Raw genomic sequence first — 23,908 nt, forward strand, 5'->3', positions numbered from 1 at the left:
AGGAAAACGTATTTTCCTCCCAAATCAGTTATTTTTCTTTGCGACTATCTACTAAGTTTTGAATGAGTTCCGCATATTCTGGCGCGTTCAAGTAGTCCACTATTTCCACATAATAAACGCCCGGCTGTTTCTCGCGCACTCGTTCCATCAGTGATTTATGTGTCACGATGATATCACACTCTGTCGGCAATTCATTTACCGCAATATGGAATACTTTGATGTCATCTAAACCTGCATTTTTCACTTTTTTCTGTAGAACAGAGGCTCCCATTGCGCTAGAACCCAAGCCGGCATCACATGCATAAGCGATCCTTTTCACCTTACTAAAATCAAAACTTGCTGGTTCTTTTTCGGCAAACACGGATGAAATACTGCTTTTTTTACCTTTCAAGCTTTCCATTTGTACAGCTGCTTCTTGCAAGGCTTCTTCACTGTTTTTCGCGCGTTTGATGAACGGAATAGCAGTTAAGAATGTGACAAGCGCCGCCGCTAGAACCGCAATAATGATTTTAATATGGTCACCAGGCGCTGCCATCATCATGATGGTGATGATACTTCCAGGCGAAGCGACACCAACAAGGCCAGCATTTGTCATCGTTAAAATGAAAGTCCCCGTCATGCCACCTAAAATGAGCGGCAGGATAAGAACGGGATTCATTAGGACGAACGGGAAATAAATTTCGTGAATCCCGCCGAAGAAGTGGATGACACTTGCCCCGTAAGACGATGCTCGCGAACTCCCTTTTCCAAAAAACATATAGCCTAGTAAAATGCCTAAACCTGGTCCTGGATTAGACTCCAGTAGATATAAGACTGATTTTCCTGTTTCGGCTAATTGTAAGGTTGCGAGTGGACTTAATATACCTTGACCGATGGCGTTGTTTAAGAATAATATTTTGGCCGGCTCGATAATGAGTGCGGTTAGTGGCAAGAGGTGATAGTTGATAAGGTAATCCACACCTTCTGCTAAAACTGTTGTCACGCTTGCTACGGCTGGCGCCACCGCCACGTATGCAAATAAAGCAAGAGCGGCTCCGATAATTCCAATTGAAAAGTTATTGATTAATAGTTCAAAACCGGTTGGAATTTTTCCGTCAATTTTTTCATCAAATTTTTTGAGAATCCAAGCTGAAAGTGGTCCCATAATCATTGCGCCAATGAACATTGTAATATCTGAACTAATAATTGCTCCCATCGTTGCTACAGTTGCGATAACACCACCACGGTAGCCATGAACAGCACGACCACCTGCGAAAGCAATGAGTAATGGTAGCAAGAAATTAAGCATTGGTGCGATAAAGCTTTTGAGCATTTCACTTCCGGTTGCAACGCCGATAGCGGTTAAAATCCCCCAAGCCATAAATGCCCCGAGATTCGGAATCACCATGCCGCTCAGCTTACTTCCAAACTTTTGAACTTTCATATGAATGGACATTTAAATCCCCCTTTCCAAACGTACCTTTCTTAAAGTTCTACTTCTTTTCCTTCTTTGATAGACCTTTCGATTGCATCTACTACGCGCAGTGAGTCAAGCGCTTCTTTTGGTGTAATAATGGATTTTGTACCGCTAACAACATTGTTTACAAAAGCCATGACTTCCTCTGCCAAATCGCCGCTAACTTCTCCGTTCGTGTAGTACCAATGTCTTGAATCAGGATAGGAAACACCTTCACCGCTTACAAATTTCACACCTTGATCACAAGAATCGATGTAAGCAACTCCTTTTGTCCCAACTAACTCTAATTTATCATCAATAATCGTTGGCGAGTTTTCTGGCAACACCCAACAGGCTTCTAGACACGCAATGGCGCCATTTTCATACGTGACAATCGCATAAATAACATCATTCATACCACTTTCTTTTAAAAGCACACTACGACTTTTGGCAAAAACTTTGACCGGATTAGCATTCATATACCAGTTAATATAGTCAATGTCATGAATCATAACATGCATACTAAGGTCAGATGCACCTATGTAACGTTTAGGTCCCGTTATCGGACTGTTACGGCGACAATAAAGATGGATAATATCGCCTAGTTCCCCGCTATCTAGGCGCTGCTTGACCATATTGAAGCGTGGATCAAATCTTAGTAAGAAACCAACTGTAAATACTTTATCGTAATCTTTCGTAATTTCATAAATGGCTTCCCCGTCTTCGAGTTCTTTTGCAATTGGCTTCTCAAGCAAAATATGTTTGTTGTTTTTAACTGCTAATTCAACACATTCGCGGTGCATGTTATCTGGTAGGACGATACTCACTGCATCAATTTCCGGGTTTTCTAATAAATCGCGGTATTCTTTGTAGCCTTTACAGTTGAATTTCTTTTCAGCTTCAGCGCGTTTCTCATCGTTATACTCGCAGATGGCAACCAATTCGACTTGTGGTAACTTCTGGTAAATTTCCGCGTGATAACTTCCCATTTGACCAATCCCGATTACGGCAACTTTTACTTTTTGTTCCATTTTAAACTTCCTCTCCTTTTACTTGTTTAATGGATGCAATGAATCGTTCTGTAATTTCTTTTGGACGCGTGATGGCCCCGCCGACAACGACTGCTCTTGCGCCAAGTTCGAGCACTTTTTCCGCTTTTTCTGGCGTGTCTATCTTCCCTTCTGCGATAACAGGCAATTGGGTATGCGACAAGACGCTTTTTAAATAGGCAAATTCATTGTGGCTAATGTTACAGCCTGCTGTTTCTTGCGTATAGCCATGCAGCGTAGTCCCAATGATGTCTACACCTGCTTGTTCTGCAAAAGCAACATCTTGCAAGCTTGCGGTATCGCCCATAATAAGTACGTCTGGAAACTCCCTTTTAACCACCTGAATGATGTCTTTAAGGGTTTCGCTTTGTGGGCGTTTTCGCGTGGTTGCATCTAGGGCAAGAACTGCTACGCCGAGTTCACAAATCGCGCGTGCTTCTTTTAAAGTTGGTGTAATAAAAACTTCAGAATTTGGATAATCTTGTTTAAAAATACCGATAATTGGTAAGTCTACTTCTTTCTGAATCGCTTTAATGTCTGATACTGTGTTTGCTCGAATCCCTACTGCTCCACCTTCTAACGCGGCTTGTGCCATTTTTGACATGATATATGAGCTATAAAGGGGCTCTCCTTTTAGAGCTTGACAGGAAACAATCAATCCTCCTTTAACTTGTTGTAAAAAATCATTCATCATGGTATTCTCCTCCTTCTCGGTCTTCTGCTTCTTTTTATATAAAGTATGCGCTTTCAAATAGAATATACTATAGAAAAATAATTTTATCAATATCATAAAACGAAAATAATTTTCATTTCACTTTAAAAAGAATGGCCCTAGTTGGGCTAAAAAAATTTTAAATTTTTTATAAAAAAGGCATTGCCAAATTGGCAATGCCTTTTAACGTTTATTTATCAACAGGAACTACAGCGCCGTCCCATTCTTTTGTAATCCAATCTTGGATTTCTTTTGAGTGGAGAACTTCAACAAGTTTTTTCACGTTTTTGTTGTCTTTATTTTTTTCTTGTGTTACCACGATATTTGCATAAGGCGAATCTTTGCTTTCAATTGCAATCGCATCTTTTGTAGGGTTTAAGCCTTGGTCAACTACAAAGTTTGAGTTGATTGCAACCGCATCGCCTTCCTCATTGTTATACGCAGTCATCAAGTAAGCTGGATCTAAATCATATTTGAATTTCAAGTTTTTCGGATTGTCCTTAATATCATCAAATGTTGCATCTTGCGCTTTTACGCCATCTTTTAACGTCAACAAGCCTTCATCAACAAAAATGCCGATAACACGTGGCCAGTCAGATTGACTGTTAGAAAGTAAAATTTGCGCGCCGTCTTTTAAATCTTTTAAGTCTTTTACTTTTTTGGAATAAATGCCCATCGGCTCAATATGAATTGCACCAACATCAGCAAATTTATAACCTTTTTCTTTTTCTTCAAGTTCTAAATAAGGTTTATGTTGGAAATAATTGGCATCAAGTTCACCTTCATCGAGTGCTTTATTTGGCATTACGTAGTCGGTATACTTGACGATTTTAAGCTCAATTCCTTCTTTCTTCAAAATTGGCTTCGCTTGCTCCAAAATTTGCGCATGAGGCGTGTTGGAAGCACCAACGATTAACTCCTTACCATCAGAACTAGATGACTTTTTATCAGAAGAACCACTGCCGCAAGCGGCTAAAACTAAAACTAAGCTAAAAACAAAAATTGCACCAAAGATTTTTTTCATGTTAAACTCTCCTTTTTTTATCTTTTATCGACTGCCTTCGTGAGTAAATCGCCGATGATTTGGAAGATGAATACGATGATTAAAATGATAATTGTCGCAACTATCGTGACATCAGGTTGATTTCGCTGGAAACCTTCTAAGTATGCGGCGTTTCCAAGTCCGCCTGCTCCGATTACACCTGCCATCGCCGTAAAACCAACAAGCGAAATCGCTGTGACGGTAATACCTGAAACGATAGCTGGCAAAGCTTCCGGAATTAAAACTTTACCGATGATGGTGAAAAGATTTGCGCCCATCGCTTTAGCTGCCTCAATTACACCTTTATCTACTTCTCTAAAAGCAATTTCTACCATGCGGGCATAGAATGGTGCAGCAGAAATAATTAAAGCGGGTAGTGCGGCTTTTGGTCCAATAATCGTTCCAACGAGCGTTTTTGTCATTGGTAAAAGTAGCACGATTAGGATAATGAATGGAATCGATCGGAATACGTTTACGAGTATTGCTGTAATCCAATATAAAATTTTGGCAGGCATTCCTTCATTTCGATTCGTTAAAAAGAGCAATAAGCCGAGTAAAATACCAAGTATGAAAACAGCAACTAAAGAATAAAGTGTCATGTAGAGCGTTTCTTGCGTGTAGCCCCACATCAGTTGCCAGTCAACGTCTGGGAAGAGTTCCTTCATCCTTCAATCACCTCTGTTTCAATCTTCAAGTCGCGTAAATGCTGAATCGTATTTTCAATTTCCGCGTCGCTACCTTCAATTTGCACGTAAAGCGTCCCGTAAGCGCCGTTTTGCGTTTGCGTTAAGCTTCCGTGAAGCACGTTTAGCGACACATCATGTTGTTTTGCGACTTCCGAAATGACCGGCCTTGTCGCATTTTCACTCATGAAGAGCAGTTTAACGAGCTTGCCTTCTGAATAGTTTTCAAGCAGTAGGTGAATTAATTCTTCCGTTTCATCTGATTCTGTGACTTGTTCAATGAACCGCTTCGTCACAGGCTGTTTCGGATGTTTGAAAACGTCTAAAACGTCGCCTAACTCAACCACTTTCCCAGCCTCCATAACGGCAACTCGGTTACAAATTTTACGAATAACGTGCATTTCATGTGTAATAACGATAATCGTCAAATTTAAACGCTTGTTAATATCTAGTAGGAGCTCTAAGACTTCATCAGTCGTTTGCGGATCAAGTGCGCTTGTCGCTTCATCACAAAGTAGTACAGTTGGGTCGTTAGCCAGTGCCCTCGCAATTCCAACGCGCTGTTTTTGTCCACCGCTCAGTTCCGACGGGTAAGCATCTTCTTTACCCTCAAGTCCGACTAAACGGATAAGTTCGTTCACACGATTTTTTCGTTTTTGTCCGCGTACGCCTGCAATTTCTAGTGGGAACGCAATGTTGTCAAAAACGGTTCGCGACCATAGCAAATTGAAATGCTGAAAAATCATCCCAATTTTTTGCCGAGCCTTCCGAAGTTCTCTCCCGCGGATTTGGCTTACTACCTTGCCGTTTACGTCAACTTGTCCTGCTGTTGGAAGTTCCAAACCATTGAACAGTCGAATCAGACTACTTTTCCCCGCGCCAGAGTAACCGATGACACCGAAAATCTCGCCTTCTGCAATTTCCAAGCTAACGTCATCGACCGCCCGCACTTTATTTTTTCTTGTCGCATAATCTTTTACCACATTTTGGAGTGTTATCATTCGCTTCACCTTTTTCTCTCAATGTAAAAAGCCTTCCTGCATGAGCAGAAAGGCACGAATTTAGCGTTGTACGACTTTCTTCTCATCTTTCAGAACCAATCTGTTCTGTATGAATTAGCACCTTAAGTGTTTACTTAGGTTGCTGGGCTTCGTCGGGCATATCCCTCCACCACTCTGGATAAGAATTAAATTATAATTGGCGCGCTTGAAACGCGTCCTGTTTTTTCATATTACATTTAGAACGCTGTTTTGTCAACAGTAAATTTCAGATTTATGTATCGAGGAAATGCTTTCGGATAATCCGGGGCTCGTTTGATAAGTATAATAAAAGACAGCAATGACCGTTAAAATAGCAATCGACATAATAAAAAAGCTTTTCTTTGTCATTTTTTCCCCTCCTAGCTTAAATTTTACTTCCTTAAGCTAAAAACGCGGGAAAGAAATGGGAAAGAAAAGCTAAAGATTGAATCAATATGAGCTTGAAATTGCTCGTTTAAATTAATGGTAATTTCACGGTAAATGTTGTCTTATGATGTTTACTTGTCGCCATCACAAGGCCGCCGTGGCGTTCCACGATTGATTTTGCAATCGCAAGGCCAAGACCCGTGCCTGTCGTCGTGCGATTTTTATCGACTTTATAAAAGCGGTCGAACAAATGTGGCAAATCAAGCGCGGGAATTTCCTCACCGTAATTAATGACATCAATCACCGCAAAGTCTTCTTCTTTTCGGGCAACTAAATCGATATGTTGATTGCCTTCCCCGTATCTAAGGGCATTTGAAAACAAGTTTTCAAAGAGGCGCATAATCTGATTGCCGTCACCGCTCACAACTAAATTGTCCGCCTCATAAGTTTCAATGATTTCCATGCCCTTATCACGTGCAAGTCCATCAAATTCTGCGACAAGTTGACGGAGCAGCTCGACCATATCTAACCGATCATTTTCCAGCGTATATTCAGCACTTTCTAAGCGTGTATAAGAAAATAAATCATCGATAAGCTTATGCAAGTGCTTTGCTTTATCATAAACGAGCTCGGTATAGTATTTGAGTTCGACTTCATCACGGTAACGATCATCGTGAATATAACTTAAATAGCCTAAAATTGAAGTGAGTGGCGTCCTCAAATCATGTGATACATTCGTGATCAAATCGTTTTTCGCTTGCTGCGCTTCTTGCTCCTGTTTCATTAAATTTTCTTGACGTGAGCGCATTTTCTCAATGTTCATTTCCAACTCGCGAATTTCTGGAACAAGACTCTTCGTATCAACTGGACGGTCAAGCCCGAGCGCATAGTTAATTGTGCGCAGTTGCTTCTTTAATTTCCGTTGACGCATTAACCGGTAAAAAATATAGAAAATAAGTAACGCCATGATGAGCGTAATGATATATTTCGCCAAAAGCACCACCGGCGACTCCACCACATTGTTATACTTTCCTCGTCCAAATAAATCCATAAATGAATCGCTTAAACCACGAAGCACCACCGACTCATCGCGAATCGACTGCACCCACAAAAAAATCGTCTGGAGCGCAACGCCCGCTAGAAGCCATGAAATTATCGCAAAAAAAGCAACTTGCCAAGGACCCATTACATGCGCGAGCCGCTCAATCATTTGTTTAAATTTCAATTTTATACCCTACTCCCCAAATCGTTTTAATCACGTTCTCCCCGTCTAGCGCTTCCCGCAATTTATCGCGTAAGTTACTAATATGCACCATGACCGTTTTACTCGCGCCAAATGCCTGCTCCTGCCAAATTTTTTCAAAGATATATTCTGAACTAAAAACCCGGCCTGGTTCACTCGCAAGTAAATGTAAAATATCAAACTCCGACGTCGTCAAATGAAGTTCCTTTTGGTTAACCGTCACAATATGCTGATCCCGATTAATTTCAATTGGACCAATGACTAAATTATTCGTTTCGTCCGCTGCAACCGACTGCATATTTTGAATCCGCCTTAAAATCGCCTTCACGCGCACAGAAAGTTCGAGCGGATTAAACGGTTTAATCATATAATCATCCGCACCTGTTAAAAGCCCCATAATTTTATCGTTGTCCTCCGCTTTCGCACTCAACATTAAAATTGGCGTTAAAATCCCCTCACTGCGCATCATGCGACAAACTTCTAAGCCGTCCATTTCCGGCATCATAATATCTAAAATAATCAGTGAAAAATCAATTTTATTCACCAAACTCCAAACCTCAGCCCCGTCATAAGCCTGATGGATATCATATCCTTCATTTTGCAGGTAAAGCTTGACCAAGTCGACAATTTCCTTATCATCATCTGCAATTAAAATAGATGTCATCGTCCCTTACCTCTTCTCATTTTTATTACCCTCATTGTACCATCACAACGAAAAAAAAAGAAATCAGTTGAGATTTCTTTAATAAATATTAAACATTTGTCGCTCTTCCTCCGGTTCCAAATGAATCAACACCTGTGCCTTCGAATAAAACTCACCAATTTCCCGTTCAATCGTGTCACAAAGCGCATGAGCCTCCGTCACCGTCATCTCACTCGACACAACAAGATGAAAATCAATGTACTCCTCCGCACCCGCTCTTCGTGAACGAAAATCATGAAACTCAATAAAATCCTCTTTGTGAGCTAAAATAATACGTTTGATTTCTTCTTCCTCTTTTTTATTCAAACGTTGATCCATAAGTGGTGGAAACGATTCTTTGAGCAACTTCCAAGCCTCATACATAATGTAAATTGCGGTTATAATCGCAATCGTTGGATCGAGCCAAGTCCAGCCAGTCAAATAAACGAGTAGCAGACTTCCTGCAATACCAAGCGATGTAAAAACGTCCGTATAAAGATGTAGCGCGTTTGATTTCATTGCTACAGAATTCGCCTTATCAGCCGCGCGTTTAATCACCCGAGAAATAATCATATTTATCGCTGCACCGAAAAGCATTACAGCAATTCCGAGTGCAGGAAGACGAATTTCATGCGGATTCGTAAATTTATTAATCGATTCTATAATAATCCAAATCCCCGCAACAAAAATTAGCAGCGTTTCAATTGTACCCGCAATATTTTCCGCTTTGCCGTGCCCATACGGATGGTCATCATCAGCAGGTCTCCCCGCAATCCGAATTGAGAAAAATGTAATGACAGAAGCAAAAAGATCCATCGATGAATGGACCGCCTCCGAAATAACAGCCACCGATCCCGTCAAAAAACCAACGATTAATTTTAAAACAACAATAATAAAATTACTTATAACGGATAAAATTGTTAAATTATTGTGACTCATCTTATCTGCCCCCAAACACTCACTTATCAAACACCTGAATAAGTGTATCATATCGAAGTTAAATGGGTCTACAGCAACCTTTTTAGTGTTAACCAGTTCTATATCAGAGATGAAACTTTTTTTACTCTGGGAAACTTTCTAAAAAGTTAAAAACTGGGACAACACTATGCAAAGTATACGTTTTATCCACAAATTCACCACGTTCAATCCGCACTAAAACCGGTACCGCTTCAATTTCAAAGCATGGCGCATATTCTTTCGAAAGATTTAAATCTAACGCATACGTTTCGATACCCGCACTTTTTTCCGCAAGCTCAATCATCTGCCCAGCAAGCCCGCAAGAACCACATAAAGGCGTATAAAAATAAAAAAAGCCACTTTCCTTTTCCTCCAAAAAGCGCGCCAAGTCGTTCTTATCAAACTGAATCATATTTACCTCCTAAAAAGCCAACCTCATACAAGGTTGGCTCGAAAATTTAATCCTCAATCACTTTTTCATAATCTTCGCTTGATAATAGCGCATCAATTTGTTCAGCAGATACATTTTTCACTTTCAAAATCCAACCTTTTTCATATGTATCACTGTTTAAAAGTTCTGGTTCATCTTCTAAGCCTTCGTTAACCTCTACAACTTCCCCCGTTACCGGTGCATAAAAATCAGAAACCGTTTTAACAGACTCAATACTTCCAATAGAGTCACCTTGCTCTATTTTATCGCCAACTTCTGGCAATTCAACAAAAACAATATCGCCCAATTGGTCTTGCGCAAAGTCTGTAATGCCAATGATATACGTATCACCGTCTTGTTTCACCCATTCATGTTCTTCCGTATACAATAAATCTTTTGGTAAACTCATTTTAAAAACTCCTCCTTTTAATAAAACAGCGCAATTTTATTTCCAAGCAGCTTCAAATTCTTCTTCTTTAAAGCCGAGTGTTACCTTATTCCCGTCCGTCGTAAGCGGACGCTTAATTAATTTTCCATCAGAAGCAAGCAATTTGAACGCTTCCTCTTCAGACATCTCATCTAACTTATCTTTCAAACCGAGTTCACGGTATTTGATTCCACTTGTATTAAAGAAACGGCGAAGCGGCAAACCACTTTTTTCAAACAGCGCTTTTAATTCATTCGCTGTCGGCGGATTTTCGATTAAATCAATTTGGTTAACCTCCACCTTGTTTTCCTCAATCCAAGCCTTTGCTTTTCTGCATGTCGAACACTTCGGGTACCAATAAAAATCTATCACAATCGCTACTCCCTTCCCACCTAAATCTACTTCTATCATAGTCCATTTTCCCCAAAAGCACAAATAAAAAAGCAAGTCCAACACAACTTTTGGCTAAAAGCAGCGCAAAAAAAGAAAGCGTATACAGAGAAATCCCCTTAACTTTTTAGTACCTCTTCTTCCGTCCACTTTTTCGTGTCCTCGCTAAAGCTATAATAATCCTGCTTACAGTCAATATAAATCTCACTTACAAGCCTAAAGTCCTCCAAAACAAAAAGTTCCGAGTTCATAAAATACTCGCCTGATTTCACATTATGCCAAAACAAAGTCGAACCGCACGTCTTGCAAAACCCACGTTCACCAAGTTTCGACGAAGAAAAGCGCGTCATATTTTCCTCCCCCGAAAAAATCACGTCCAAACCACCACTAATGCTCAAAAACGGTCCAGCTGTCCATTTCCGACACATTTCGCAATGACACGCATGAATGTCATGATCCTTAGAATTCACTGACACATTCACAGCCCCACAAAGACATCTCCCATCTAATTCCCCCATCAAAACCGCTCCTTTTTACTATATATATTTAAGAAAAAAGCTGAATCTAAATGATTCAGCTTAATTTACCATCTTACTTTCGATTTCAAACATCGATTTTTGATAGTTAAAACGAATGGATAAAATGAGACCTATTGCCATCATATTTCCGAGTAGTGCACTTCCTCCGTAACTTATAAATGGTAACGGAATCCCTGTAATAGGCAGTAAACCGATATTCATTCCAACATTTTCAAGAACGTGGAACATAATCATCATGACAACACCCGTACAAATATAAGAATAGTAAGGAACATTAATATCAAGTGCCACCCGAATAATTTGATAAATGAGCAGGAAATATAGCGCAAGTAAAATGCTGGCGCCTACAAAACCATAGTCACCACCGATAATCGTAAAAATAAAATCATTATGGTTTTCTGGAATCGCAATCGCATCATATCCCGCGCCGTTCCCGGTAATCTGCCCAGAACCAATGGCCGTCATCGCACGCAGCACTTGATAACCGCCACCTTGCGGATCAGTTTCTGGATTAATCCATGTTGTAATACGATCAAATTGGTATGGCTTAAAGCCAATCTTAACGAGCCAATTTTGATGATAAATAACCATCCAAATCGCAGCTGTTCCAAGCGCGATAATCCCACCATACAGTGGTACGATAATCTTCCAACTAATCCCCGAAACGAGAATCATTCCTGCAATAATCGCAATAAAAACAAGTGTCGTCCCTAAATCCGGTTGCATCATAATAAGCACTAGCGGGACCGCTGCAAAAAGTCCTATCTTCACAATCAACCAAAAATCATACTTAATCGTATGTACCTTAAACTTGTTGTTATGATCCATAATAACCTTCGCTAAAACGATAATAATAATAACTTTAACAACTTCCGACGGCTGTAAGCTTCCCAAAAACGGAATGATAATCCAACTTTTCGCACCTTTTACTTCTTTACCAAAAACAAGCACAAACACAAGCAGGAAAATACCAAGCGCATAATAATAATACGCCCATTTTGTCAGCCTATCATAATCAAGTTGCATCATCACAACAATCGCAAATGTTGTCACCGCGTACCAAACGATTTGCTTCATCACAAAGTTCGTATCATACTGCTCATTCGTAATTTGCGCACTATAAATCGATATTAAACTAATTAAGCAGAGCAACATTAAAGTTAAAATAATACCGTAGTCAATTCGCCCTGCCATTTTATTTTGCTGGTTCATTCTTTACGCTCCTAACTGGTTGGTTAACAAAACAATCCCTTACTTTGCCCCCAAACACTCCCGTAAAACCCAATTTATATATTATAACATAAAATTTCTCTCTTCATTATATCAAGTTTTTAACAGATAGGAAGCTTTTTCACGAAATTCTAATCTAAAATTATGATGAGAAACGCGTAGACGAAACCGGCCGAATCGATAGTTTATCACCAACTTCTGAAACATCTGCTTTTATGTGAAAAATTTCTTCCAAAAGTGCCGTCGTAAACACCTCATGAGGCGTACCAGTTTTAGCAATCGCACCATCTGTACAAGCAAAAATTTGATCACTATAAAGTGCGGCTTGATTCAAATCATGCAAAACAAGCACTATCGTCATTCCGTACTCGCGATTTAATTTCGTAAGCAAATCCAAAAGTTCCAATTGATGCGCGATATCAAGATATGTCGTCGGCTCATCTAACAATAAAATTGGCGTCTTTTGCGCCAAAGCCATACCAAGCCACGCTCGCTGCCGCTCGCCGCCTGACAATGTGTGAAGCGGCCGATAAGCGAGGTGTTCCAAATTGCATACCTGAAGCGCCCAACGAATTACCGTTTCATCTTCCGTAGTAAGCCCAGTACTCAGCCACGCTTTATGCGGCATCCGCCCGTAGGCAATTAAATCGTGCACCACCACATCTAAAAGGCCGTCTGGTGCCTGCGAAAGCATCGTCATTTCCTTCGCCAATTTTTTCGCGCTAATCGACGCCAAATCAGTTCCATCAAGCATAACACAGCCGCTTTTAGGTTCGAGAAGGCGCATCATTAGTCGAAGGATAGTCGATTTTCCCGACCCATTCGGTCCAACAAGCGTCGTTATTTTTCCTTCTTCAATTTGCAGCGACAAATCGCGAATCGCAAAATCCTTTTTTCTCGAAAAAGAAAGGTTTTCAATGTCTATTTTCATGAAGTGACACGCCCTCTCTGTAATAGAATGAGGAAGAACGGCGCGCCAATCATCGCAAGTAAAATCCCCACTGGGAGCTCAATCGAGCCAAACCAGCTTCGCGCCGCCGTATCCGCAAAGCCCACCAAAACGGCACCGCCTAGCGCCGACATCGGCAGTAAATATTTATAATCATTCCCAATAATCAATCTAAAAATGTGTGGGACAACTAGGCCGACAAAGCCAATTAGGCCCGCCACACTGACTGCCACGCCGCTCAAAAATGCCGCCAACATGATAATGAAGAAACGATGCTTTTCAACCGCATAGCCTAACAATTTCGCCGCGTCGTCGCCGAGCATGAGCACATTGGATGAGCGGATGGCAAAAATGCTAAGGATAAATCCGACCACCATGTAGGGAAATATCATCTCCAAGTGATACCAACTTTTCCCCGAAAGTGTGCCCGTCATCCATGAAATCACACTCTGCACACGATTCGAGTAAAGCACCATAATGCCAGAGGTCATCGCCGTAATAAACGCATTAATCGCCACACCAGATAGAATCACGCGCAGCGGTGAAACCCCTTTATCCCAAGCCACGATGTAGATTAAAAGGGCTGTTCCAAATGCGCCTAAAAATGCACCAAGCGGGACGAAACCCGATAAGGTAGGGAAAACGATTGTCAAGATGATGGCAACAAGGCCTCCGCCCGCCGATACACCGATAACGCCTGGATCAGCAAGCGGGTTTCGCATAACGCCTTGAAGTAGGCAGCCTGAAATCGCAAGCGCCGCCCCAACTAAAAAGGCAATTAGCATTCGTGGCAAGCGTAAATTCCATACGAGCTGGTTGGAAAGCGTGTCGCCGTCACCCGTTAAAACATGCCAAACTTGCGAATACGAAAGACCCACCGAACCAGTCGTCAAACCGTAAAAGAAAACCACAATTAGAAGGACTAGAACAACAGCAAGCGAAATCAAACGGCGTCTTCGTCTAGGATCATGCGCCGCACTCATTTCGCCACCTGATTTAATTTCTGAGTCATATAATCAAGCGCCTCGTCAATTCGGACACCCGGATTCGTTCCAAACAAATCAGCCGGGAGCACCATGACGTGGCCGTTTTTTACCGCCGTAGTCGAATTCCAAGCGTCATTTTGTTCCATTTCTTTTCGAAAAGCCGCTTCCGTTTCTTTTTCATCCCCACCGTGAATCATTAAGAAAATCACTTCCGGATCTTCCGCAACAATTTTTTCAATATTAAGTGCCGCGTACTGTGGAAAATTCTCCACGCCCTTTAAGTTTTCCGCAACATTAATTCCGCCAGCAATTCGCAAAGTATCTCCGCTAAGCGATGTCGGCAAAGCCGCATAATTGCTTCCCGGTGCCCCTAAAATCATAAGCGCCCGGACACTCTTCCCCGCTTGCGCCGTTTGAATTGCCTCTTCCTTCTCGGTTAGCATCTGATTCAATTCCTTCGCTTTCGCCTCCGCAGAAAGCAATTTCCCCAGCACTTCCGTTTGCGTTTTAATTTCATCAACCGAATTCGCGCCCGTCAAAATAACCTTCGCCCCAATTGCCTCAAGCGCTGGTACATCCTTCAAATTTTGCTCCGAACTCGCCACAATCACATCAGGCGCAAGCGCCGCAATTTTTTCCAAATTTAAATCATGTGTATTCCCAACTTCCGTAGCGCTTTTCGCTTCGTCCGATTCCACACCACTCGCATCTTGCGTTTGCCGCCCAACCACTTTCCCGCCAAGCGCATAAACAATGTTCATATCTGAATTTGTGAGCGTAATAATTCGCTTCGGTAATGTATCAAACGTGACAGTCCGCCCCGCCATATCATGTATCGTTAAAACTGCTTTTTCCGCTTTCGCCTCGCTAGGAGTCTCTTTTTCCGCCGACTCAGGAGCCCCCGAACAAGCAGAAAGAAATAAAATCGCGATAAAAACCAGTCCAAAATATGCCTTTTTCATAGTTTCCTCCCCGTGTTTTCTGGTATATTTATTGTACTAGAAAATCCCTTTTAATTCAAAGGTTAATTGAGAATCATTTTCATTAAGAACGGAGCGATCACATGTTAGACTTTGTAGTCCCCTTGCTACTCATCGGTTTAGGCGCCTATTTTTATTTTTTCACCCCAACCAATCAAAACCAAGCCCTCAGCTACCGGACAAAAGCGAGTTTAAAATCACCAGAAGCCTTCAAACGAGCGCATCGCTACTTAGGCAAGCTTTGGCTAATACTCGGTACCGCCACATTTTTCCTTTACGTTGCACTAAGTTTTGTCCCCATCCAATTTTTCATACGCAGTAGCTTGTTTTTCGTCATCCTTTTAATTTTATTATGCCTATCCATTTTATTAACCGAACGTAAAATAAAACAATAATTTTTTGTTGAAAAACAACAAATTTTATTTTATACTAAAACTAATCCTAAAAGTAGTGAGGTATTTAGTATGAAAAGAGAAACTTTACTTTTAAAGCTCGTCATTATTGTTCTCTGTATTCCAGTATTGGCGCTTGCATTTGTCGGTCTGCCTCGCCTGATTATCGGGGCACTTCAGACCTTTCCAAACAATCAAATTTTTGTTTATATGGCTTTCATCAGCATTTATTTGAGTGCCATTCCATTTTTCATTGCCGTAGTTCAAGCATTCAAACTGCTACTTTTAATTGATAAAAACAAGGCTTTTTCAACCCTTGCAGTTAAAAATCTAACTAAAATCAAGTTTTCTGCTTTCCTAATTAGTGGCCTATATTTACTCACCTTACCACTATTCTACATGGCAGCCAACATCACAGATGCGCCCGGAATTATTTTCATCGGAATCGTGGTCATTTTCGCCGCATTTATTATCGCCATTTTTTCGGCTGTTCTTGAGAAGCTACTACAAAACGCGATTTCCATCAAATCTGAAAATGATTTAACGATATGAGGTGATTTTATGGCCATTATTATAAATGTAGATGTTATGCTCGCCAAACGAAAAATGTCCGTTACAGAACTATCCGAAAAAGTCGGCATTACAATGGCAAATTTATCCATTCTAAAAAACGGCAAAGCAAAAGCCGTCCGCTTCTCAACCTTAGAAGCTATATGTAAAGCACTCGACTGCCAACCCGGCGACATTTTAGAGTATCAAAAAGACGACGAAACACTTTAGCAGGTAACTGTAGCAAATTATGAACTTACACGAAATAAAAAATCAGGCGGATAGCAAAGATTACCTTTGTCATCCGCCTGACCGTTAATTCGCTAGGATTGGCAACAATTTCACCATTTCCTCTTGAACCAGTTGTTGATCATATGCTGTCGCAGAATGAAAGGCATTGCGCTTCAATACCTGTTTTTCTGCTTCACTGATTGAACTAAATTGCACCAATTTTTCAGCAATCGAACTAGCACTACCAACCTCCGTGAAATAACCGTTTTCTCCCTCAATCAAATACCCTTGAATTCCCGCAATACGACTACCAATCACCGGAACTCCACACGCCATCGCTTCGATGCCAACAAGTCCCAAGCTCTCCCCTTTTCTCCGACTAGGAAATACAAAAACATCCATTTCGTTATAAAGTGCGGCCAAGTCCTCTTGCGGCAGTAAAGTATAGCAACGCACATCATCTTGAAGCCCGAGCTCCTGAATAAGCGCTTCTTTTTGCTCGTTTTCCTTACCATTCCCCACCATAATAAGCCGCACAGGCCGATTCGATACGCGCTTAAATTGCGCAAAACCTCGAAGAGCATCGTCCCATCCTTTATCAATATCAATACGTCCCACGTAGCCAACACAACAAACGTCCGCGTCCTTATCTATTTTTTGAGGTGCAAAAAGCGTGCGATTCACTCCACCAGACGGCGAAATCAAAATATCACTAGATACAATTTTGTATCGTTTTATAACCACTTGTTTGAAATAATCAGACGGCACAACAACATGATTCGCCTGTTTTAATAACCTTGCCACCCATGATTGCAACCGTTCTTGAATCCGGGTTTCCGGAAACACATCACTACCATGAACATTCACAGTAAGATTAATTTTACGGTTTAAAGCTTTCGCACATAAAATGGGAATCGCACTATGAGAAGCGTAATGCAAGTAAACTACATCATATTTTTTAAACAATAAAGTAAAGAAAATACGGAAGTAAAAAACAATATAATTCCAAAGCTTTTTCCACTTGTTTAACTCTTTATTCATTGTAACCGTATCAATTTCACTTGATGCATTTTCAAGTATATGCACATGATTTTTCACAAAAATGCCGTATGACGGGTATTCTTTAGATGGAAACATGTTGGCGATAACAAGTATTTTCATGTCTAATTTCCTTTTCAAAATATTTTTGCAACAACTTAGTAAACTTTTTTATTTTAAATTTTAGAAAACTGCACACTAACAAGAAGGCACATCGATTTTTCGAATCACTTTCAATGTGCCTCACTCCCTTTTTATCTCTCTTCACGAATCACTCTCGCCGGAACTCCGCCAATAATACTATATGGTGGATATTTCTTCGCCGGAACCACTGCCCCAGCGGCTACAACACAACCATTCGGAATTTCTGCACCCGCTAAAATCGTGACACGAGTCCCAATCCAAACATCATTGCCGATAGAAACAGATTTTTTTTCTGTTCCACTATCTAGAATTTTCTGCGTCCCGTCAATACAATGCGTTTCCGTTAAAATGACTACTTCAGGTGCCATTAAAACATCATCACCAATATAAACTGGTGCCGCAGCAATGATTCGCGAGTTATCACCAATTGATGAACGCGTTCCAATATGAATATTTTTCGTATATCTTAATTTTAAATTTGGTCGTAAGTTACTATTTTCTGCACAACTTCCAAATAGCGATTTAGCAACTTTGTTCTTAAGCTTGCGCAATAAGCGTCCAGCTGCAAGTCGATTAGGCATCGGAAGGCAGTTAAGTATTGAAAATACAATTGCAAGCATTACTTATGCCGCCTTTCTTTCAGCACTTTCTTCATGAAGCTTAAATTTCCCACAAAATAACGCTTAAACATGCGACGCGGTTCCTGAGCAAAACGGTAAAACCATTCCAAGCCAGTTTTCTGCATCCACTCCGGTGCCCGCTTTGTCAAACCCGAAATAACGTCAAAACTTCCTCCCACGCCCATAACAAAAGGAGCCTTCATCGTATCAATATGCTCCCGAATCCAAAATTCTTTTTTTGGACTTGAAAAAGCAACAAATACAATATCTGCTTGTGATTTTTGAATATCAAGCGCAATTTGTTCCGACTCAGCATCATCAAAATAACCATTTCGGCACCCCGCAATTTGTAGTGCTGGAAACTTCTCTTGATGAATCCGCACAACGTTTTGCACCACTTCTTCGGTTGCACCAAAGTAAAAAACTCGGTATCCCTTTTCTGCGCTTTTCTCAACTAATTTTTCAAATAAATCGATACCCGTAACTCTTTCAGGTATATGTTTTCCTAAAAAGTTTGCCGCCCAGACAATTGACTGTCCGTCTGCATTGATAAGCGGCGAATCATTTATAATTTTTGCAAGTTCGCTATTTTCCGCCATTAAATTAATTTTACTGGCATTAATAACAACATGCTGCACTGGTCTTTTTTCGTGGACAATCTCTTCAATTTTATCCAAAGTTTCTTGCATTGTTAGAGCATCCACGTAGCTTCCTAATAAAAACATACGAGTCATAAATTTCTGCTTCTCCTCTTGAATTAATAAGCACTATTCGGCACAAAAATCACGCGTACCGTTTTCAGCAAAATCTTCATATCTAGTGAAAAACTGACATGTTGAATGTAGTGCAAATCTAAATTCACCATTTCAGAAAAGCTAACATCATTACGTCCACTGACCTGCCATAATCCTGTACAACCTGGCGTGATCGCTAAACGTCCTAAATCCCTTTTTGAATACTCCTCAACCTCTCGTTCAAGCGGCGGACGTGGTCCAACTAAAGACATGTCGCCTTTTAAAACATTTACTAATTGTGGTAATTCATCAATGCTTGTTTTACGTAAAAATCTTCCTAATTTAGTGATTCGCGGATCATGTTTCATTTTAAACATCGCGCCTTCAACCTCGTTATGTTCAAGTAACTCGGCTAATTTTTCTTCGGCATTCGGAATCATCGTACGAAATTTATACATCATGAAGCGATTACCATCTTTACCAATACGTTCTTGCTTAAAAAAAACAGGTGCTCTTAAATCGCTTAGTTTAATGAGGATAAATAATAAAATAAAGAGTGGTGTTAACAGAAACAGACCGCAGCTTGCACCAAGAAAATCTATAACTCGCTTGGCAATTGGATAAAATCTCATAGTTGTTTTTGTAGTGGGCTTTGCCACTGTTTTAATTGACTCCATCTCGATTCCTTTCATTAACTATAATAGTAATAATTATTCTTGTTGCTTTTCACATAATTTAAGACCGATCCAATAATTGATACTTGGGTGTTTTTAAGCTGTTGTACCGCCAATTTCGCATGTTCTTTAAGCGTTTTGTCACTACGAAGAACAAGAATTGCGCCATCTACATAAGGGGTTAAAACTAACGCGTCCGATGAAGCTAAAATTGGAGGTGTATCAATAATAATTTGATCGAATTCCTCAGCAAAACTTGCTAATAATTGCCCCATTTTTTTAGAAGCTAGTAATTCATTTGGGTTCGGCGGTATCGTTCCGCTCGTTAAAATCATTAAATTTTCAATTTCAGTTTCATGAAAAACATTCTCTGGCTGGATTTCGTTATCCGTTAACAAGTCCGATAAGCCAATATTAAATCTAATTCCAAACGTTTTATGTCCCGTTGGTTTCCGCATATCTGCATCAATTAAAAGCGTTTTACTTCCTTGCTTCGCATAACAAATAGCTAGGTTAGCAGATATGGTAGATTTTCCACTTTCAGGCTCAGGAGAAGTAACTAAAATCGACTTATATTCTTTATCTACAGATGAAAAATGAATACCCGTACGAAGAGTTTTAAATTGTTCCGTAATCGGCGAATTAGGATTTGTTTCAACAATCAATTTTCTTCTGTTCATTTGATTATTGTGCATCAGACATTATCCTTTCCTCTTGCGTCTATTTCTAGTATTGCTTCGTTCTCGTAAATCTTCTTCTTTCATTTCAGTGATAACAGTTAAAACTGAAAGCTCCAAAATTTGCTCTACATCTTCAGTTGTTTTAATAGAACGATCAAAGAGATTGCGGACAAACATAATAATGACACCAATAATCATTCCAACAGCAGCTGAAATAGCAATTAATAAACTCTTATGCGGTTTTATAGGAGCAGCGTCTGAATCGTAAACGGCAGGTGACAAAATATAAGTATTGTCAATATTCATTATTTCAGGGATTTCCTTATTGACAATTTGAACTGTCGCATTTGCAATTTTGACGTTATCTTTTGCATTTTCTCCTTCGACATTAATTTGAATAACTTGTGACTCCGCCGTGCTGTTAACTGTAATCATTTGTTCCAATTTTTTTTCCGAATATTTTCCGTCCATTTTTTGAGAAACCTCTGATAAAATACGTGGACTCGTTATAATCGAGGCATACGTATTTACAAGTTGCAAGTTTGCCTGAACGTCTTTCGACTCTACAAGTGAGTTTTCCGGAACTGATTGATTAATTAATATTTCTGTTTCGCTCTTATAGACTGGGATTGCTAAAAAGTAAAGGTAGCCTGTCATCAAAAGTGTGCATACGCAAGTACTAATAAAAATTTGCCACTTATTTTTTTTCAAAAGGTCCCATAGCTGCTTTAGGCTTAATGTATCTTCCATTGTTTCCTCCTGTCTTTATTCAACAATTGAAACTAACTTTTTATTATCCCTTTTCATCTTATATAAGCTTCCCATGTTATAAACCCTTGCATCAGCCATCTCTGAAATGATGTTTTTCGTATCAAAAATATTTTTCTGATTCATTCCGTCAAGCTGTTCAGCTACTATCATTCTAAACTCACTATGATCGGCTAAAACAAGCATTAAATCAGCTCCTGAAATAGCTTCCTCAAAGTTTGGTTCAATCCACGGCTTATGCACATGTGGATCAAAAATAGTCATTTCAAAATCGGTTTCATCTTTTAATAATTGAACAATTTCAATAGCTGGACTTTCACGAATATCGTCCACATCACCTTTATAAGTGACTCCACATACGACTATTTTTCGACCGTCAATTAAGTTCATAAACTCTTTCACTTTTTCTAAAATAAAGTGCGGCATCTGATTATTAATTTCGCGCGCCTTTTGAATAAGTGGTGTGTTTTCAGGTGTTGCCGCTACAATAAAGTATGGATCCACCGCTAAGCAATGCCCTCCGACGCCTGGACCTGGTGAATGTAGATTAACACGCGGGTGCTTATTCGCCATTTGAATAACTTCAAGCGCATCTATTTGAAGTGCATCACCAATTTTTGCAAGTTCATTAGCAAGAGCAATATTTACATCACGATACGTGTTTTCCATGAGTTTCGAGAGCTCCGCAGCACCTGCTGTAGCCTCGATAAGTTCCCCTTGAACAAACAAACCATACACGTGTTTTCCTGCTTCTATGCAAGCAGGTGTAAGCCCACCAATAATACGATTGTTATATACCAATTCATGAATAATTTTCCCTGGTAAAACGCGTTCTGGGCAGTGAACTAAAAACACATCTGCACCAACAATGAATCCAGCCTCCTCTAGCATCGGCTTTACTACATCTTCTGTCGTACGCGGGGCAATTGTAGATTCTAAAATAACCACATTTCCTTTTTCAAGAAAAGGAAGAATATTATTTACCGCGTCTTTCACATGTGTTAAATCACAAGAAAGATATTCATCAGGAATATTCGGTGTTGGAACTGAAATGATGAAAACATCTGCTGCCTCTGGTTCCAGCTTAGCCTTAAAACGCTTGGATAATAATGCCTTATCTAGCTCTTCTTGAAGCCCTGGTTCTTCAAGGTGAAGACGCCCTTCATTTAACATATCTACAGCTTCTTTTTTAACATCTACTCCAACCACTTCTTGTCCGTGATTAGCAAACATTATCGCGGTGGGCAAACCAATATAGCCAAGACCAATTACTGCGATTTTCAAACGATCATCTCCTCATAGATTTAATCTCATTTGTTGTCTGGAATGGAAATTTCCCAAGTTGCAAGTACTTTAGGCTTTTCTTTGCCAAAAGTAACTGGTTTATAGGATAAATCGCCTGATTTCACACTTTTTGGCAATTCAAAATTTATTGCACCACTAACAGATTTATTCGCTTCGATATCTGTTCCGATATTATTTGCATCAGGAATAACTGTGTAAGTTTTATCGCCGTCTTTTATAATAAATTCGCTACCACCAACACCCCACGGCGTAGCATTTTCATTTTTAAAGTTCATATTGATTTGAACAATATTTTTATCGCCCTTACCGTTCTCTGTTGTTTCAATACTTTCAATTTTCATTTCTACATTATCTACTGTTTTCACTGGATAAGTTGCAGAAGCTTTCTTTTCCACTGACTCTTGTTTGTTATTTTCCTTACCTTCATCTTTTGCAGGTGCACTACAAGCTACCAAAGATAACGCACATGTGCCTGATAAAACTGCTAGTAAAACTTTTTTCATAGTTTAAATTAACTCCTTCAATTCTAAATTATTTCCTAAAACGAGTGATGAAAACTTCATCATCCAAATACTCTAGTGACTTGTAGAATCCATCAAAAATTTTGATAGATTGTTTGCAAGCGGCAACTATTTGATTAGTAGCCCACTTGCACAAAACATTTAAAACTCATAACTAAAATAAAAAAACTGCTTACGCAACTGCATTCTACTGTTCTTTTTCCAACCACTTTTGTAAAACCTTTGGGTTGTAAATCGCTTTTTCGGAGTTCGCATATCTCTCTAAATAAACAATGTAAATTTTGTCTACAAAGTCTACTATCCCTTCCTCTTTTAAAAGGCTTTCCATTTTCTTTAAAGAACTGGGACTTAGACCTGCGTATTCCGAAATGAATTTTTTGCTAAAATACTTTGGAAGAATATAAGCATCATCTTGCTTAACACCAAATTTTGAAGCTAATTCAAAAAAAGTAGCTGAAAGTCTTGAAAAGCTATTTTCGTTCATTAATAGATATCGATTCGTTAAAACATTATTCTGCTTTTGCATTTCTAATGCTAGGAAGAGCCAACCTTCTTGATGACTTAACAATTCCAGTAGTACTTCAGACTTTTGAAAGACAATTACCTCACAATCTATAATTGGTCGATAATTATCGACGTAATCCCCTTGCAAAATAATAGTATCCAACCCAATAAACTCATTTGTCTGCTGTAAACTAATGGGGAAATCCTGATGTTGTGAAACTATAATCCCTGATGTTAAAAAATAAATTTCATTGCTCTTTATTGGATTAATCACATGGTTCTTCTTCATTTTCCGATATTCATGTTTCACTTGTGGAGATTGAATGAGCAATTTCATCAAATTTTGTTGATTAAAATTTGATTCTACAGCATCATTGGAGTACAGTTCTTTAATCTCAGTAAGCATTTTTCTCACCCTCCTAACCAGAACGCTTTTCAGAATTTTCGTTTTTTTCAGTAACTTGAACGTTATCATCTATTAGTGAAAGTGCTTTAATCGACATGTTCTTACTTTAACAAAGCTACCTAAATGAAAATCGTACAACTCAAATCCTTTCTGAATTAACATACTCAAAACTAAGCTAATACTTTTCCTAAAATCGAGTACT

At 39.6% G+C, this 23,908-nt stretch carries 30 protein-coding genes and 1 riboswitch; of the genes, 3 read left to right on the forward strand and 27 right to left on the reverse strand.

The features are described 5' to 3' along the window. Positions 1-28 precede the first annotated feature (28 nt). The 18 genes from CFT42_RS05630 to CFT42_RS05710 form a co-directional block, all read right to left on the reverse strand. Positions 29-1,435, reverse strand: coding sequence for a PTS mannitol transporter subunit IIBC (locus CFT42_RS05630; protein WP_088810332.1), 1,407 nt, complete (start codon positions 1,433-1,435; stop codon positions 29-31). Between the two features lie 29 nt (positions 1,436-1,464). Beyond that, positions 1,465-2,466, reverse strand: a complete 1,002-nt coding sequence (locus CFT42_RS05635) for a Gfo/Idh/MocA family protein (RefSeq protein ID WP_088810330.1) — start codon at positions 2,464-2,466, stop codon at positions 1,465-1,467. A gap of 1 nt (position 2,467) precedes the next feature. Continuing rightward, positions 2,468-3,178, reverse strand: coding sequence for an N-acetylmannosamine-6-phosphate 2-epimerase (locus tag CFT42_RS05640; protein ID WP_088815614.1), 711 nt, complete (start codon positions 3,176-3,178; stop codon positions 2,468-2,470). A 208-nt stretch (positions 3,179-3,386) separates the two neighbouring features. Continuing rightward, a complete protein-coding gene (locus CFT42_RS05645; protein WP_088810326.1) occupies positions 3,387-4,220 on the reverse strand; it encodes a MetQ/NlpA family ABC transporter substrate-binding protein in 834 nt (277 codons plus the stop codon). Positions 4,221-4,237: 17 nt separating this feature from the next. Beyond that, on the reverse strand, positions 4,238-4,903 hold the full coding sequence (locus CFT42_RS05650) for a methionine ABC transporter permease (protein ID WP_088810325.1): 666 nt from the start codon (positions 4,901-4,903) through the stop codon (positions 4,238-4,240). Continuing rightward, on the reverse strand, positions 4,900-5,922 hold the full coding sequence (locus tag CFT42_RS05655; RefSeq protein WP_088810323.1) for a methionine ABC transporter ATP-binding protein: 1,023 nt from the start codon (positions 5,920-5,922) through the stop codon (positions 4,900-4,902). Before CFT42_RS05655 ends, CFT42_RS05650 begins: the two co-directional genes overlap by 4 nt. A 79-nt stretch (positions 5,923-6,001) precedes the next feature. Then, a riboswitch (SAM riboswitch) is annotated at positions 6,002-6,107 on the reverse strand. Positions 6,108-6,174: 67 nt separating this feature from the next. Then, on the reverse strand, positions 6,175-6,309 hold the full coding sequence (locus CFT42_RS15050) for a hypothetical protein (protein ID WP_255377318.1): 135 nt from the start codon (positions 6,307-6,309) through the stop codon (positions 6,175-6,177). Positions 6,310-6,415: 106 nt separating this feature from the next. Beyond that, positions 6,416-7,558 (reverse strand): sensor histidine kinase, encoded by a 1,143-nt coding sequence (locus CFT42_RS05660; protein WP_240310311.1) that lies wholly within the window; start codon positions 7,556-7,558, stop codon positions 6,416-6,418. Beyond that, complete coding sequence (locus CFT42_RS05665) at positions 7,542-8,234, reverse strand: response regulator transcription factor (RefSeq protein WP_088810319.1); 693 nt, start codon at positions 8,232-8,234, stop codon at positions 7,542-7,544. The genes CFT42_RS05660 and CFT42_RS05665 overlap by 17 nt, the downstream gene beginning before the upstream one ends. A gap of 78 nt (positions 8,235-8,312) precedes the next feature. Continuing rightward, entirely contained in the window at positions 8,313-9,191 is an 879-nt protein-coding gene (locus CFT42_RS05670; RefSeq protein WP_088815616.1) for a cation diffusion facilitator family transporter, read from the reverse strand. A 121-nt stretch (positions 9,192-9,312) separates the two neighbouring features. Further along, complete coding sequence (locus CFT42_RS05675) at positions 9,313-9,621, reverse strand: thioredoxin family protein (RefSeq protein ID WP_088815618.1); 309 nt, start codon at positions 9,619-9,621, stop codon at positions 9,313-9,315. 46 nt (positions 9,622-9,667) lie between these two features. Beyond that, positions 9,668-10,048 carry a glycine cleavage system protein GcvH gene (gene gcvH, locus CFT42_RS05680; protein ID WP_088810314.1) on the reverse strand — a complete coding sequence of 127 codons (381 nt, stop codon included), beginning with the start codon at positions 10,046-10,048 and terminating at the stop codon, positions 9,668-9,670. A gap of 36 nt (positions 10,049-10,084) precedes the next feature. Beyond that, the gene (locus CFT42_RS05685) at positions 10,085-10,438 is read right to left on the reverse strand and encodes an arsenate reductase family protein (RefSeq protein WP_088810388.1); all 354 of its coding nucleotides are present in this window, start codon (positions 10,436-10,438) and stop codon (positions 10,085-10,087) included. Positions 10,439-10,575: 137 nt separating this feature from the next. Beyond that, the gene (locus tag CFT42_RS05690) at positions 10,576-10,974 is read right to left on the reverse strand and encodes a GFA family protein (RefSeq protein WP_088815619.1); all 399 of its coding nucleotides are present in this window, start codon (positions 10,972-10,974) and stop codon (positions 10,576-10,578) included. Between the two features lie 60 nt (positions 10,975-11,034). Then, positions 11,035-12,207, reverse strand: coding sequence for a rod shape-determining protein RodA (gene rodA, locus CFT42_RS05695; protein WP_088810310.1), 1,173 nt, complete (start codon positions 12,205-12,207; stop codon positions 11,035-11,037). Positions 12,208-12,367: 160 nt separating this feature from the next. Continuing rightward, a complete protein-coding gene (locus tag CFT42_RS05700) occupies positions 12,368-13,156 on the reverse strand; it encodes an ABC transporter ATP-binding protein (protein ID WP_088810308.1) in 789 nt (262 codons plus the stop codon). Further along, positions 13,153-14,157 (reverse strand): FecCD family ABC transporter permease, encoded by a 1,005-nt coding sequence (locus CFT42_RS05705; RefSeq protein ID WP_088810307.1) that lies wholly within the window; start codon positions 14,155-14,157, stop codon positions 13,153-13,155. Before CFT42_RS05705 ends, CFT42_RS05700 begins: the two co-directional genes overlap by 4 nt. Beyond that, positions 14,154-15,122: an ABC transporter substrate-binding protein gene (locus CFT42_RS05710; protein WP_088815620.1), complete on the reverse strand. Its 969-nt coding sequence runs from the start codon at positions 15,120-15,122 to the stop codon at positions 14,154-14,156. Before CFT42_RS05710 ends, CFT42_RS05705 begins: the two co-directional genes overlap by 4 nt. 101 nt (positions 15,123-15,223) lie before the next feature. Here CFT42_RS05710 and CFT42_RS05715 point away from each other — a divergent pair, with 101 nt between their 5' ends. The 3 genes from CFT42_RS05715 (at position 15,224) to CFT42_RS05725 (ending at position 16,312) form a co-directional block, all read left to right on the forward strand. Then, positions 15,224-15,535: an SdpI family protein gene (locus CFT42_RS05715; protein WP_088810303.1), complete on the forward strand. Its 312-nt coding sequence runs from the start codon at positions 15,224-15,226 to the stop codon at positions 15,533-15,535. Positions 15,536-15,604: 69 nt separating this feature from the next. Further along, the gene (locus CFT42_RS05720) at positions 15,605-16,084 is read left to right on the forward strand and encodes a DUF2975 domain-containing protein (protein ID WP_088810301.1); all 480 of its coding nucleotides are present in this window, start codon (positions 15,605-15,607) and stop codon (positions 16,082-16,084) included. Between the two features lie 9 nt (positions 16,085-16,093). Next, the gene (locus CFT42_RS05725) at positions 16,094-16,312 is read left to right on the forward strand and encodes a helix-turn-helix domain-containing protein (RefSeq protein WP_088810299.1); all 219 of its coding nucleotides are present in this window, start codon (positions 16,094-16,096) and stop codon (positions 16,310-16,312) included. Between the two features lie 84 nt (positions 16,313-16,396). On the opposite strand, the gene CFT42_RS05730 is transcribed toward CFT42_RS05725, so the two are convergent. The 9 genes from CFT42_RS05730 to CFT42_RS05770 all read right to left on the reverse strand — a co-directional run bounded on the left by CFT42_RS05730 (position 16,397) and on the right by CFT42_RS05770 (position 23,706). Beyond that, the gene (locus CFT42_RS05730; protein ID WP_088810297.1) at positions 16,397-17,473 is read right to left on the reverse strand and encodes a glycosyltransferase; all 1,077 of its coding nucleotides are present in this window, start codon (positions 17,471-17,473) and stop codon (positions 16,397-16,399) included. A 131-nt stretch (positions 17,474-17,604) separates the two neighbouring features. Then, positions 17,605-18,114: an acyltransferase gene (locus tag CFT42_RS05735; RefSeq protein WP_088815621.1), complete on the reverse strand. Its 510-nt coding sequence runs from the start codon at positions 18,112-18,114 to the stop codon at positions 17,605-17,607. After that, positions 18,114-18,848 carry a WecB/TagA/CpsF family glycosyltransferase gene (locus tag CFT42_RS05740; protein ID WP_088810294.1) on the reverse strand — a complete coding sequence of 245 codons (735 nt, stop codon included), beginning with the start codon at positions 18,846-18,848 and terminating at the stop codon, positions 18,114-18,116. The genes CFT42_RS05735 and CFT42_RS05740 overlap by 1 nt, the downstream gene beginning before the upstream one ends. Positions 18,849-18,871: 23 nt before the next feature. After that, a complete protein-coding gene (locus tag CFT42_RS05745) occupies positions 18,872-19,525 on the reverse strand; it encodes a sugar transferase (RefSeq protein ID WP_088810292.1) in 654 nt (217 codons plus the stop codon). Positions 19,526-19,539: 14 nt separating this feature from the next. Beyond that, entirely contained in the window at positions 19,540-20,217 is a 678-nt protein-coding gene (locus tag CFT42_RS05750; RefSeq protein ID WP_088810290.1) for a CpsD/CapB family tyrosine-protein kinase, read from the reverse strand. A gap of 6 nt (positions 20,218-20,223) precedes the next feature. Next, positions 20,224-20,952 carry a YveK family protein gene (locus CFT42_RS05755; RefSeq protein WP_088810288.1) on the reverse strand — a complete coding sequence of 243 codons (729 nt, stop codon included), beginning with the start codon at positions 20,950-20,952 and terminating at the stop codon, positions 20,224-20,226. A gap of 15 nt (positions 20,953-20,967) precedes the next feature. Next, positions 20,968-22,254 carry a nucleotide sugar dehydrogenase gene (locus tag CFT42_RS05760; protein WP_088815623.1) on the reverse strand — a complete coding sequence of 429 codons (1,287 nt, stop codon included), beginning with the start codon at positions 22,252-22,254 and terminating at the stop codon, positions 20,968-20,970. A 26-nt stretch (positions 22,255-22,280) separates the two neighbouring features. Next, the gene (locus CFT42_RS05765) at positions 22,281-22,778 is read right to left on the reverse strand and encodes a DUF4352 domain-containing protein (RefSeq protein ID WP_088815624.1); all 498 of its coding nucleotides are present in this window, start codon (positions 22,776-22,778) and stop codon (positions 22,281-22,283) included. A gap of 205 nt (positions 22,779-22,983) precedes the next feature. Continuing rightward, positions 22,984-23,706, reverse strand: coding sequence for a Crp/Fnr family transcriptional regulator (locus CFT42_RS05770; RefSeq protein ID WP_179946385.1), 723 nt, complete (start codon positions 23,704-23,706; stop codon positions 22,984-22,986). Between the last annotated feature and the right edge of the window lie 202 nt (positions 23,707-23,908).

It is taken from the genome of Listeria goaensis (assembly GCF_900186125.1).
Taxonomy (GTDB): Bacteria; Bacillota; Bacilli; order Lactobacillales; family Listeriaceae; genus Listeria; species Listeria goaensis.